This window comes from Constantimarinum furrinae, from assembly GCF_014295415.1.
Taxonomy (GTDB): Bacteria; Bacteroidota; Bacteroidia; order Flavobacteriales; family Flavobacteriaceae; genus Constantimarinum; species Constantimarinum furrinae.
In genome coordinates, this window is record NZ_CP052909.1 from 2,409,109 (window position 1) to 2,421,365 (window position 12,257).

Genomic DNA, 12,257 nt, shown 5'->3' on the forward strand with positions numbered 1-12,257 from the left:
ATATTAAAACCCGCGTCTTGCGGGTTTTTTTACAAGAAATTCGAATCATGCATTTTGGAAGAACAGACAATTCCATATCTTTGAACTTACCTATGAAAGCAGTTACTCTCATATTTGCTTTGTTTATGCTTCTACTGTCGTTCAAGCCTTGTTCTGACGGATTTAGCGCCGATCACAATGAAGATCCCATTGCCATCGAAGATCACGATCATTCAGAAGACAGTGATGATTCCTGCCCCGCCGTTTGTTTTTGCAATTGCTGCGGAACGTCAGTCACATTTGAACTCCTGGAACAATTCCTTCCGAAGAACCCCTTACAGATAATTTCAATACCTGTGTCAGATTATATAAGTTTATACTCCTTCAATTATTTGAATTCCATCTGGCACCCTCCACAATTTGTTAGCTAAAATTTACTGCCTTGTGAAAGGCTTACTTCTTTATTAGTTAACAAAAATCTTCAATATGAAAAAACTTATAGGGAGCCTAATGCTCTCATTAATGTGGTGTATCTCTATATACGCCCAGAATAATACAATAGAAATAGTTGTGGTAAGTGATAATGAACCTTTATCGGGTGCTACAGTGTTTATCGAGTCCCTCGATAAAGGAGCAATCACTAATTTTGACGGAATAGCTGTATTTTCCGATATCCCAGATGGAACTTATGAAGTTCAAATTTCATTTTTGGGTTTTGAACCCGTTGAAGTTGAAGTTGTAGTTCCTCAAGAATCACCATTAGTCTTTAACTTAGAAGAGAGTGAAAACACGCTCGATGCAGTGGTACTTCAAAGTTCGAGAGGTACGAGAACCATAAGAAAGACCCCAACGCGTGTCGAATTTATCGGCTCTGAGGAACTCAGTGAAAAAGCCATGATGAACCCTAACAGTGTGTCTATGGTACTTCGGGAAAGTACCGGGATACAAATGCAACAAACGTCCTTGAGCAGTGGAAATACCAACATCCGAATTCAGGGTCTGGACGGTCGCTATACACAGTTGCTACGAGATGGGTTTCCGCTATACGGTGGATTTTCCAGCGGACTCAGTATTTTGCAGATCCCACCTTTGGATCTTCAGCAATTTGAGATCATCAAAGGAAGTTCATCGACTCTGTACGGGGGAGGTGCTATTGCCGGGCTGGTAAATATGGTTTCAAAAACACCTGAGGATGAGCCTGAGCTTCAGCTCATGTTGTCACAAACAATGGCTGCAGGAAGCACCGTGAATGCATTTTACAGCGAACGGTATGGGAAGCTGGGTATTTCATTATATGGTTCGGGTCATTATCAAAAAGCCTATGATCCCGAGGATGATGATTTTAGTAATCTGCCTGAAACCCGATCGGTTTCTTTTAATCCGAAGGTGTTTTACTACCCTTCAGACGCTACCCGGTTGTGGTTGGGGCTAAACGGAACCTATGATAACAGATTGGGGGGTGATATGAATGCCATTGAAGGTGAACCCAACGGGATCCACCAGTATACCGAAGAAAATAATTCGAAACGTCTAAGCAGTCAGTTTGAATATCGCACAGAACTCTCACCGGTTAATACCCTTACCGTCAGAAATAGTATTTCCTATTTTAACAGAGAGCTTACTCTTCCGAATCTCAGGTTTAGTGGGGATCAGATCAATTCATTTTCGGAAGCCACCTTTCAAACCTTTTCAAAAGAATCTGACTGGATCTTTGGTGTGAATCTATACACGGTAGACTTTGATGAGGATGATGGGGAAGCACTGCAGCGCGATCAACAAGATGTTACCTTTGGTGCCTTCGGAAAGAATATTTACGATCTTTCAGATAGCTGGATCCTGGAAACGGGCTTCAGGTTGGATCATGCCAAGGACTGGGGAACATTTGCATTACCCAGACTTTCTTTGCTTTATAAGAATGATCAAGGGTTTTCCAGTAGAATTGGTGGTGGATTGGGATATAAGATCCCTGATATTTTTACTGAAGAAGCCGAGCGTGTCAACTATGAGAATATTATGCCCATTGATACATCGACGCTGGAGGCCGAACGTTCTTATGGTGGTAATATCGATTTTAATTACCGAAGCTCCCTCGTTACAGATATTGATGTGTCCATAAACCAATTATTCTATGTAACAGCGATCCGTGACGGATTGCTCTTAAATCCATCGGAAGGAAACTTTCTGGCATTCGAGAACGCAGATGGAACGATTGTAAGTAAGGGAGCAGAAACCAATGTCAAGTTTTCGTATAAGGACTTCAGATGGTTTTTGAATTATGCCTATATAGACACCAGACTCAACTATTTACCAACAAAGCCTCAAAAACCCTTAACAGCCCGTCACAATGCAGGTAGTGTGGTTATGTACGAAGGCTCGGTTTGGATGCTTGGATTCGAAACCTTTTATACCGGACAGCAATTGCTTCCCAATGGAACAAAATCCCGGGCCTATACGCTGCTAGGGTTTCTTGCAATGCGTAATTTCGACTGGGGGAGTGTTTATGTGAATTTCGAAAATTTCACCGATCGAAGACAAAGTAGGTATTCACCGCTGGTACTGCCACCTCATGAGGATCCTGTCTTCCCGGAGATCTATGCGCCTACCGACGGATTTATTTTAAGTGCAGGGATCATCATTAAACCCTTTGGAAACGAAGACGAACATTAGGTATTCAAACTAGAAAAACCCGCTATTGGCGGGTTTTTAATTTTAAATTTTGATTGCGATTAAGCAGAAAGATCATTGACTTTGTTGTTCGACTTATTCTTTAAGCGGCTTAGTTTTTCACTAAGTGAATTCTCTACCTCAATAGCAGAATTCTTAATACGCTCACCGGTATTTTTTACCTTTAGTTTAAGATCGGCTTTTTCCTGAGCAGACAAGCTTCTGTATTTCCAGTATGCCAATCCGCCGAGAATTGCAGCTCCGGCCAATGCGATCAATCCTTTTTCATTTCTTTTCATATTCAAGTGTATTTTATTGTTTTTTTGAGTTATGTGAAGGTAAGAATAAAGAAGATTGACCGGTAAATTTTAAGAGAGTTTAGCACAATTTTAATACGCTTTTAAGGGTCTTTGGATGGCAATCGAAGAAAAGAGAACTTACTATTTAGAAACATCAAAAGGAGTGTTTATGAATTTCTTGTCGCTTTCACATTTTTATTGAAATTCTCTATTGAATTTAAAGTTGATAATTGTTACTTTTAAAAACTAACCATTATACATTTCTTTTCATGAAGATTCAAGCTTTTTCATTTCATCTTTTTCTATCATTTCTTTTTACAGGCTGTCTTTTCGCACAGGATTTTTCATCGTTACAATACAGAACCGTTGGTCCGGAGCGAGGCGGAAGAGTTACCGCAGTAACCGGGATTCCTGAAATTCCCGGTACTTTTTACCTAGGAGCTACAGGGGGAGGAGTTTGGAAAACAGAAGACTATGGAACAACCTGGTTTAATGTTTCCGACGGATTTTTTGCAACACCTTCCATAGGCGCAATTGAAGTTTCACCAAAGCATCCCAATGTAGTATATGTAGGGACCGGATCGGACGGGCTTCGTAGTAATGTAATTAGCGGGAAAGGCGTTTACAAATCGGTAGATTCGGGTAAATCATGGCAACATATTGGTCTTCGGGAAGCAGGACAGATAGGTGCTGTTGAGATAGATCGTAAAGATGATAATATAGTCTGGGTTGCCGCCATAGGAAATGCCTTTGCCCCAAATGCAGACCGTGGAATCTTTAAAACCACCGATGGCGGTAAATCATGGGATAAGGTATTATTTGTTTCTGAAGAAACCGGATTTTCAGATCTGGAACTTCACCCAAAAAAATCGAATGTGGTCTATGCGGCCGCCTGGAAGGGACAACGCAAGCCTTGGACCATCATCTCGGGTGGAACTAATGCTGAAGGGGGAATATACAAATCGAAGAATGGGGGAAAAGACTGGGAAAAACTGGAAAATGGCTTGCCCCAAGGACTCATTGGAAAGATCGATCTGGCGGTATCTGCTGCAGAACCTGATGTCTTATACGCCGTCATTGAAGCCCCGGGAAAGGAGGGGGGATTGTACCGATCTAACGATGAAGGAAAATCCTTTGTTCAGGTTTCCAATGAAGAGGGACTGGTTAACCGTCCCTTTTATTACACCAATATAGAAGCCGACCCCACCAATGTGGATATCATCTATTCAAATGCAAACCCCATCCTGAAATCTGTCGACGGTGGTAAGACATGGAAGGAAATGCGCGTACCTCACGGTGATAATCACGATATCTGGATCAATCCAAACAATCCGAATCTCATCATTCAGGCGAATGATGGTGGTGCCAATGTCTCTCACAACGGTGGAAAAACATGGTCTACACAATTTAATCAGCCAACCACAGAGATATACCAGGTTGAAGTAGACGATCAGTATCCGTATTGGTTGTACGGCGGACAGCAGGATAATTACACGACCATCGCAGTACCCAGTTTTCCTCCGTATGGTATACAGAATGCAGGGACAGGATGGATCATTAACACCGGTGGTTGTGAAACCGGTCCGGCAGTGCCAAAACCCGGTAATCACAATATTGTCTACGCCAATTGCAAAGGGAGGTTTGGGGTTTTCGACAAGCGAACCGGTACTGAAAAAAGTTACTATGTAGGCGCTTCCAATATTTACGGTCACAATCCGAAGGATCTTGAATACAGATTTCAGCGGGTAGCACCTATTCACGTATCACCCCATGATCCCGATGTAGTGTACCACGGTTCACAGTATGTACATAAAACGATAGATGACGGCCTCACTTGGGAAACCATTTCACCCGATCTCACCGCTTTTGAAGCTGATAAGCAGGTCATCTCAGGAAGTCCGATTACCCGTGATATTACGGGAGAAGAATACTACAGTACGTTGTACTCCATTAGGGAATCGGAGCTTATGCCGGGACTTATCTGGGTTGGGTCTAATGACGGTGTGGTATCTGTAACCCGTGATGGGGGGGCTACCTGGAAGAATGTTACTCCGGCTAATATGCCAAAAGGCGGACGGGTAGAATCTATTGAGCCTTCTCATTTCGATCCTGGGAAAGCCTATATTGCCGTAGACAGGCACTTGCTTGGTGATACCAGACCTTATCTTTATAAAACAACCGATTATGGTGAAAGCTGGGAATTATTAAGTTCTGATGCTAACGGAATTCCGTCCGACTTTTCTTCGCGTGTGTTGCGAGAAGACCCGGTAAGAGAAGGATTATTATATGCAGGTACCGAATTCGGGGTGTTTATTTCTTTTAACGACGGATTATCCTGGGTATCCTTTCAGCAGAATTTACCGGTAACTCCCATTACCGATCTGAAGATATTTCGAGGTGACCTCATATTAAGTACGATGGGTCGCGGTTTCTGGATCCTGGATAATATTACAACGCTTCGGCAGGCCGAAGTGAACACATTGGGTACCACTGCGCGTTTGTTTCAGCCCGATAAAACCATACGCTACCGGTTTCCCAGTGGAGGAAATTCAGATTTTCCAAAATATCCGAGAACTAATGTGACCTTCGATTATTATATTCCTGAAAATACCGCTGGAAAAGTTCAACTGGAGATATTCAATGCTAATATGCAGTCGGTTGTAACAGTTGTGAGCGACAGCACCCAACTAAGATCTACTGAAACCATAGTGGAGGACATGAATTTGAGTGAGACCTTTGTTTACGCCGACGAAAAGCTGGAATCTAAACCCGGGTTGAATCGTTTTGCGTGGGATCTGCGACAGAAGGGAGCCTGGGCCGAAAAACCAAACCGCAGGTTTAAAAACGGTCCCATGGTACCTCCGGGGGTTTATACGGCGAGATTAACCATAGGAGCTCAGGTTCTCGAACAACAATTTGAGATCCTTGCCGATCCGAGAATCGTAGCCGAAGGGGTAACTACAGCAGTGATAGAAGAGCAATTGGCATTTCAAAATAAGGTGATTGCGCTGCTCTCGGAAGCCCGAAAGTTACAGGTGGATCTGGAACAGCAATTGGAGACTTCAGAAAGCAGCATGACCAGCGGAACAGCGAATTCTTCCGAAGGAATAAAAGCCATTCTTAAAAAGCTTAAAAATGAAGAAGGTGCCTATCCGCAGCAAATGCTGGTCGCTCAGATCTCCTATCTACTCAATATGGTAAGCGGTGCCGATCAGTTACCCGGAAATGAAGCCGAGGAGCGCTATACCGAATTGTTAGCTCAGTTTAATCAATTAAAGGAGGAACTTATGCAGTCTTGATGAGCGAAGAAGGGGTACACCCAAATGAAAATATATCTCAATGCTTAGTTAAGATCGCAAATAGCTTCACGTAGGGGTATCGCGTTTAGTTTTTTCCATACCGCTTTATCAAAAGTGGCAGGTGAAAACCGAAAGACTATAATCGACTTTTCCTGTGCCGGACAAAATTGCTGTTCAGCCTTAAGGTTCAAAGTCATCATCTTTTGGGTACGGAAGCGGTCAAAAACCCGAATTTTTCCCGTATAGACTGTATTTCCGGTGGCTGATTCCGTGGGAACCAACAGGGCTGTGGAAGGCAGTTTGTTTACTGTGGAATCCTTTTGTTTAACATCCATTAATCCGTCGAAATACAATTCTAAATTCATTTCTAAGTCATGTTCAGTAAGAGGTTCAGTAGTATTAACAGCCCAGACAAAAATATACGACCAAAACTCAGCATGCTCCACCTTTCCCCATCCCGGGGGAAAGATGGCTTCTTCAATACCCCGTACCGTCATGTCCTGTGCAAAACCCGTGGGTAGATCGAAATATTCCTTTGTCCATGTGGTGTCAGTTTTCAAAAAATGTTCTCGCTCATATTCCTGTGCACTAATCAGTGCTGAACAGGCCAAGCATAAAAAAAGAAGCATTATTCTCATAGGGTCGGTTTTAGAATTGTAACACTATATCGAACGCAATTGCATCAGATATGGCATCGTTCTTTAATTTATTATTGTACGTAATTCCCCAGCGGGTGCGATCGATCTTCAGTTTTGTGTTGATCCTGTTATTGGCTTCATCGATCTCGGGCCAGAATTCAATGGGTTTTGTAATTCCTTTGATGGTAAGATCGGCCAGAAATTTGTGCCGGTTTTCTCTGGGAAAGAATTGTACCGAAGTTATGACCAATTTCGCCTCGGGAAACTTATTTACATCGAAAAAATCCGGGTTTCGTATGTGCTGTACCGGGCCTATACCGGCCAGATATTCCTCATTGGAAATGGTCGTCATATCTATTAGAAATGATCCGCCGGTAATATTTCCATCGTTGGAAAAAAGTGTTCCTTCTTTAAATTTTACGGTGCCTTTGTGTCCACTAAAAAGGAAAGTGTAGCTGCCTGTCCAGTTGATGACACTTTGTTGAGGCTTTAACTGATACGTTTTTTGTTGTTGTGTATAACCTGCTAAGCCGGTTATCATGATGATTGTAAATAGTAGTTTTCGCATATTGATTAATTTTGACGTAAAACTAGGACGGGAGGCAGGTGAAATGTGTCAAAAAATTGTAAAAGAAGTGTCAACTGTTGTAAAAATTAAACTAATTATAGGTTCTTTGCAGGAATTATGGGCAAACCAAGTTTTTATTCGATAACGGCCGCTGTTCTTTTACTATTCTTTATCGGGATCTTTGCGGAAGATGATAAAGCACAAACCGACTTCCCCGAACGGGTAAAATTATCGTTGCGGGAGGTGGGTCATACCTTGTTATTGGCCCATGGAGATTCGGTTTCTCTGGTCATGCCTGTGGTAAAGAAAGAAGATATGTTATTTGAACTGTCGTTTCAGCGGTCTTTGGCCATTGAACCGGACAGCCTTATTTCATTGATGGAATCTGCGTTTAAACGTTCAGGCTTACCCGAAGTATATAGGGTGGAAGTATTACAATGCTCCAATAGGGAGGTGGTGTATAGTTATGGGATGGAGCACAATACCGAAAACAGCATCATCCCGTGTCGCGGCAGATTCCTTCCTGAAAACTGTTACACCATTCAACTGAGATTTTTAAATCAAAAAACCCCTTTTTTAAGTACTAAGATGATCATTTTACTTTTAGGAGGTATTGCCTTGCTCCTCACCGGTTTTCTCTTTTTTAGAAGCAGAGTTTCACCTACACCGGTGTCTTTGGATACCGAGGCCAAGATCATAGGAAGTTTCTACTTTTATCCAGAACAGAATAAATTGGTGCAGCAGGCTACAGAGATTCCATTATCTAATAAGGAATGTGAACTGCTGGCACTTTTTGTCGCGAGTCCAAATCACATTATCACCAGAGAAGAACTTACCAAAAAAGTATGGGAGGACAATGGAGTGATCGTGGGACGCAGTTTGGATACATATATTTCGAAGCTTAGGAAAAAACTGAAAGCAGATGAAAACATAAAGATCACCAACGTCCACGGAGTAGGGTATCGGTTAGAGGTCCAGTAAAAGTTTGATCAATTTTCGCAAACATTCCGAACTTTTTTAATGGCGTCGAGCTCTTTCCATACAGGATGATCGAAGGTTTTAGGTGAAAATCGAAAGATCACCATAGCGCGTTTGGCTTCTTCACAATAATGTTGTTCCCATCTAATTTGCACAGTAATTAATTTGCCGGTATGAAATCCATCGAAAAGCGTCATTGTACCATGCAGGTTTTTAGATTCTTTCTCGGTTTCAGAACTTCGAAGCTTTAGAACTGGATCGGGAAAATCAGTTGCCCAATGGTTTGGAATCATTAGGCCGGTGAAATAGCCTCTCAGATTTCGCTCAATTTGTTCAAAACTTAGCGGTCCGGCACTTTCCACACTCCATGCCATGACCAGAGTCCAGAATCGATCGCTTTCAGGATCTGACCAGCCCGGTGCAAAACGCAATTCCTCAAAACCTGTGAGGGTCATTTCCGGTACCCATTCTACAGGAAATTTAATGATCTCTTTCCCCCAGGTTTCTTCAGCTTGAAGGATGGAAGGCTGAATTGTTGACTGACAAATTACTGATATACTATTTAAGAATACCAAAAGAAACGCGGCAATAGTGGTTTTGTTTATAAAAGACATCTGTTTTTTTTTGATAAAAATATAAGACAGAAGCTTGTGAAATGTCAAAAGGAAGTAAAAAAAGTGTGAATTTAAGGATCGTTATACATCGGCTTCAGTGTATTCTGATATAAAAGGCATTATAGCTCTTATTGTTAGTGAGGCGTGTTCCGGCACCTGAGAAATTCTTTATATTTGTGTAAACCAGAAACTCATTATGAAAAAACTACTACTTCTTTCCGTATTGCTAACCATTTTAATTGGATGTAAGAATGAAAAAGATGCTGAACCTACTAAAGACACTACTGAGATCAAGCCGGTGGTCTTCGACGGGATCTCTCCCGAAATAAAGCCCGGAGATAATTTCTTTGCGCATGTAAATCAGCAATGGTATGACAAGGCTGTGATCGACGAGGATCAGGTAGGAGTAGGGTCGTATCGATTTTTAAATATTCCGCAGCAGGAATTGCTCAAAGACATATTGGAAGAAGTATCACAACACGAACACCCAAAAGGAAGTATTGAGCAAATGGTGGGAGATTTCTATGCTTCGGGAATGGATACCATAAGTATAAACGAACGCGGAATTAAACCGCTTATGCCATATTTAAACCGCATTGAGGCATTACGTGACGTTTCTGTGATGATGAAATTTGTTGGCTTGCAGATAAAACAGGGAAATCATTCTATAGTGAGTCCGTATATTTCTCCCGACCAGATGAACAGTTCAATAAATATTGTTCATTTCTCTCAAAGCGGTATAGGGCTACCCGATCGTGATTATTACTTCGGAACGGATGCTTCGATTAAGGAAATTCAGGCGGCATATAAAGCCTATCTCACCAGATTATTTGAACTGGCAGGAGAAGCCGATGCTGCTAAAAAAGCTGAAAAAGTATACGCCATTGAAAAGAAACTGGCCGAATCTCATAAAACTCGAATCGAGCGGCGCGTAGTAAAGGAAAACTACCATAAAATGGCGGTTTCAGATCTGGATGCCAGTATGAAGAATATTGGTTGGTCTGCATTGTTGGAAACACTGGGAATGGATGTAGATTCAGTAGATGTACGTCAGCCTGAATACTACAAAAAACTGAATTCCATGCTTACTTCAGTTCCTTTATCCGACTGGAAATTATATCTTAAAGCTCATGCGATAAGTTCAAATGACAATATTTTAAGCAGACCCTTTCAGGATGCATCTTTCGAATATTCGAAGGTACTCTCCGGACAGTCGGAGCAGCAGTCCAGAGCCAAACAAATGGTGCGGCGTGTCGATGGACAGTTGGGCTTTGCACTAGGGCAGATCTACGTAAAGCGTCATTTTACCGAAGAGGCCAAACAACGGGCACTGGATCTGGTAAATAACTTTCAGCTCGCCCTGGAAAAACGCATCGATGCGCTGGACTGGATGAGCGACAGCACTAAAGTAAAGGCCAAGGATAAATTGTTTGCCATCAAGAAAAAGATAGGTTACCCCGATGTTTGGCGCACCTATGATGTAACTATAGATCGTGATAAATTCTTTGAAAACGTAGTAAAATTACGCAAGGATGATTACGAATACAATCTGAAAAAATTAAACCAACCACCCAACAGAGATGAGTGGTTTACCACCCCTTCAACGGTTACGGCCTATTACAACCCATCACTGAACGAGATCGTTTTTCCCGCCGGGATATTACAATCACCTTATTTCGACCTTTATGCCGATGATGCCGTGAATTACGGAGGAATAGGGATGGTGATAGGGCATGAGTTCACGCATGCTTTCGACGATCAAGGGGCACAATATGATAAAAACGGCAACGTAAGCAATTGGTGGACCGAAGAAGATTATACCAAATTTAAAGCAAAGACTCAGCAGATCATCGATCAGTACAGTGCTTTTACAGTTCTGGACAGTGTGCCTTTAAAAGGTGCTTTAACCGTAGGTGAGAACACTGCAGATAACGGTGGGATTGCTATTGCATATGATGCATTTAAAATGACCGAACAAGGCCAAGATAGCACGAAGATTGGTGGATATACGCCCGACCAGCGGTTCTTTTTATCTATTGCAAGGATATGGAGGGTAAAGACCCGTGACGAATATTTACGGAATTATGTGGCCACCGATCCGCATTCGCCTCCGGTTTGGAGGGTAAATGGACCGCTGATGAACTTTACGCCATTCTATGAGGCATTTGAGGTGCAACCCGGAGAAGCAAATTATAAGACCGAGGAAGAACGGATCAAGATCTGGTAGCTAGTGTTTCATTTAGGTTGGTTATTTCAACTAGAATAACTTGTCTATTTATGTACGGCCGGCCCTTCATTTCTGCCGACCGTATTTGTGAGTTGCACCCGATCTTTTGTTTCGATGTTTATTTTCCAGAGATTGTAATTTCCTTTGCTTCCGGCAGTATAGATAAGCCATTTACCATCTGCAGACCAGTCGGGTGAATAACATTCGATGGTGTCATTTGTAAGGTTGTAAAGGGTATTGCCATCAGCATCCATGATGTACAGATCCCATTGGTTCTCATTGCTTCCGTAAAAGGCAATTTGTGTTCCATCTGGTGAGAATTTTGCACCGGAATCATATCCCTCTTTGTTTGTAAGACGCCTAACATTAGTGCCGTCGGCATTCATAATAAAAATTTCGCCATTGGCGGCATGCGACGTGTCGGTCGAATCACGTAATTGTCTTGTAAAAACGATTTCCTTCCCGTTTGGCGACCAGTCGGGACTTTCTTCATAGAACGTATTTTTCGTTAGTGCTCTTACGTTAGATCCGTTGGAATTCATGATATACACATTTCTGCTAAGTGAGTCGCGGTCACTCATAAACAGAATTGAACGACCGTCTGGCGAGGGGACAGGAAGTACGTCGGAAGCAGGATGGTTGGTTAGTCGATGAACATTTGAACCATCAGAATTCATTGAATATATATCCGAATTTCCATCTCTTTTGGAATAAAAATATATTATATCCCCTTTGTAGGACCATGACGGACTGAAATCCAGAGAATCATTTTGACTGATATTCTGAATATCGTTTCCGTTGAGATCCATAGTATATATTTCAGAATTGCCATCGCGATTTGTGACAAATGCGATCTTATTCTTCGTAGTACTTTCCATATTGTCTTGCGCTGCACTTTTACATGCCGAAAACATACTAACACAAATTATAAGCAATATTTTATCCATAAGATTAATTTTTGACGATTATCATACTATGTACAAAGCAACCA

At 42.0% G+C, this 12,257-nt stretch carries 10 protein-coding genes; 5 read left to right on the forward strand and 5 right to left on the reverse strand.

Annotated features, from left to right (window positions below; all coding sequences use genetic code 11):
* Positions 1 to 92 precede the first annotated feature (92 nt).
* Both ALE3EI_RS11085 and ALE3EI_RS11090 read left to right on the forward strand, forming a co-directional pair.
* A complete protein-coding gene (locus ALE3EI_RS11085; RefSeq protein ID WP_186988656.1) occupies positions 93 to 410 on the forward strand; it encodes a DUF6660 family protein in 318 nt (105 codons plus the stop codon).
* Positions 411 to 465: 55 nt separating this feature from the next.
* Positions 466 to 2,646: a TonB-dependent receptor gene (locus tag ALE3EI_RS11090; protein ID WP_186988658.1), complete on the forward strand. Its 2,181-nt coding sequence runs from the start codon at positions 466 to 468 to the stop codon at positions 2,644 to 2,646.
* 59 nt (positions 2,647 to 2,705) lie between these two features.
* On the opposite strand, the gene ALE3EI_RS11095 is transcribed toward ALE3EI_RS11090, so the two are convergent.
* Positions 2,706 to 2,942 carry a YtxH domain-containing protein gene (locus ALE3EI_RS11095; protein ID WP_186988660.1) on the reverse strand — a complete coding sequence of 79 codons (237 nt, stop codon included), beginning with the start codon at positions 2,940 to 2,942 and terminating at the stop codon, positions 2,706 to 2,708.
* Positions 2,943 to 3,211: 269 nt separating this feature from the next.
* On the opposite strand from ALE3EI_RS11095, the gene ALE3EI_RS11100 reads away from it, so the two are divergent.
* A complete protein-coding gene (locus ALE3EI_RS11100) occupies positions 3,212 to 6,241 on the forward strand; it encodes a WD40/YVTN/BNR-like repeat-containing protein (protein WP_186988662.1) in 3,030 nt (1,009 codons plus the stop codon).
* A 44-nt stretch (positions 6,242 to 6,285) separates the two neighbouring features.
* On the opposite strand, the gene ALE3EI_RS11105 is transcribed toward ALE3EI_RS11100, so the two are convergent.
* Both ALE3EI_RS11105 and ALE3EI_RS11110 read right to left on the reverse strand, forming a co-directional pair.
* Complete coding sequence (locus tag ALE3EI_RS11105; RefSeq protein WP_186988664.1) at positions 6,286 to 6,879, reverse strand: hypothetical protein; 594 nt, start codon at positions 6,877 to 6,879, stop codon at positions 6,286 to 6,288.
* 10 nt (positions 6,880 to 6,889) lie between these two features.
* Positions 6,890 to 7,447 carry a YceI family protein gene (locus ALE3EI_RS11110; RefSeq protein ID WP_186988666.1) on the reverse strand — a complete coding sequence of 186 codons (558 nt, stop codon included), beginning with the start codon at positions 7,445 to 7,447 and terminating at the stop codon, positions 6,890 to 6,892.
* Between the two features lie 117 nt (positions 7,448 to 7,564).
* Between ALE3EI_RS11110 and ALE3EI_RS11115 the strand changes: the two genes are divergently transcribed.
* The gene (locus ALE3EI_RS11115; protein WP_186988668.1) at positions 7,565 to 8,428 is read left to right on the forward strand and encodes a winged helix-turn-helix domain-containing protein; all 864 of its coding nucleotides are present in this window, start codon (positions 7,565 to 7,567) and stop codon (positions 8,426 to 8,428) included.
* A gap of 8 nt (positions 8,429 to 8,436) precedes the next feature.
* Here the strand turns inward: ALE3EI_RS11115 and ALE3EI_RS11120 are convergent, their stop codons facing one another.
* Complete coding sequence (locus ALE3EI_RS11120) at positions 8,437 to 9,039, reverse strand: hypothetical protein (protein WP_186988670.1); 603 nt, start codon at positions 9,037 to 9,039, stop codon at positions 8,437 to 8,439.
* A gap of 196 nt (positions 9,040 to 9,235) precedes the next feature.
* Between ALE3EI_RS11120 and ALE3EI_RS11125 the strand changes: the two genes are divergently transcribed.
* Positions 9,236 to 11,266, forward strand: coding sequence for a M13 family metallopeptidase (locus ALE3EI_RS11125; protein ID WP_186988671.1), 2,031 nt, complete (start codon positions 9,236 to 9,238; stop codon positions 11,264 to 11,266).
* A gap of 44 nt (positions 11,267 to 11,310) precedes the next feature.
* Here the strand turns inward: ALE3EI_RS11125 and ALE3EI_RS11130 are convergent, their stop codons facing one another.
* Positions 11,311 to 12,213, reverse strand: coding sequence for a TolB family protein (locus ALE3EI_RS11130; RefSeq protein ID WP_186988673.1), 903 nt, complete (start codon positions 12,211 to 12,213; stop codon positions 11,311 to 11,313).
* Positions 12,214 to 12,257: the final 44 nt, after the last annotated feature.

Bases quoted from the DNA above. Each gene is read 5' to 3' on its own strand.
- ALE3EI_RS11125 (WP_186988671.1), top strand. From the start codon at position 9,236: ATGAAAAAACTACTACTTCTTTCCGTATTGCTAACCATTTTAATTGGA.
- ALE3EI_RS11110 (WP_186988666.1), bottom strand. From the start codon at position 7,447: ATGCGAAAACTACTATTTACAATCATCATGATAACCGGCTTAGCAGGT.
- ALE3EI_RS11100 (WP_186988662.1), top strand. From the start codon at position 3,212: ATGAAGATTCAAGCTTTTTCATTTCATCTTTTTCTATCATTTCTTTTT.
- ALE3EI_RS11115 (WP_186988668.1), top strand. From the start codon at position 7,565: ATGGGCAAACCAAGTTTTTATTCGATAACGGCCGCTGTTCTTTTACTA.
- ALE3EI_RS11105 (WP_186988664.1), bottom strand. From the start codon at position 6,879: ATGAGAATAATGCTTCTTTTTTTATGCTTGGCCTGTTCAGCACTGATT.
- ALE3EI_RS11130 (WP_186988673.1), bottom strand. From the start codon at position 12,213: ATGGATAAAATATTGCTTATAATTTGTGTTAGTATGTTTTCGGCATGT.
- ALE3EI_RS11085 (WP_186988656.1), top strand. From the start codon at position 93: ATGAAAGCAGTTACTCTCATATTTGCTTTGTTTATGCTTCTACTGTCG.
- ALE3EI_RS11095 (WP_186988660.1), bottom strand. From the start codon at position 2,942: ATGAAAAGAAATGAAAAAGGATTGATCGCATTGGCCGGAGCTGCAATT.
- ALE3EI_RS11120 (WP_186988670.1), bottom strand. From the start codon at position 9,039: ATGTCTTTTATAAACAAAACCACTATTGCCGCGTTTCTTTTGGTATTC.
- ALE3EI_RS11090 (WP_186988658.1), top strand. From the start codon at position 466: ATGAAAAAACTTATAGGGAGCCTAATGCTCTCATTAATGTGGTGTATC.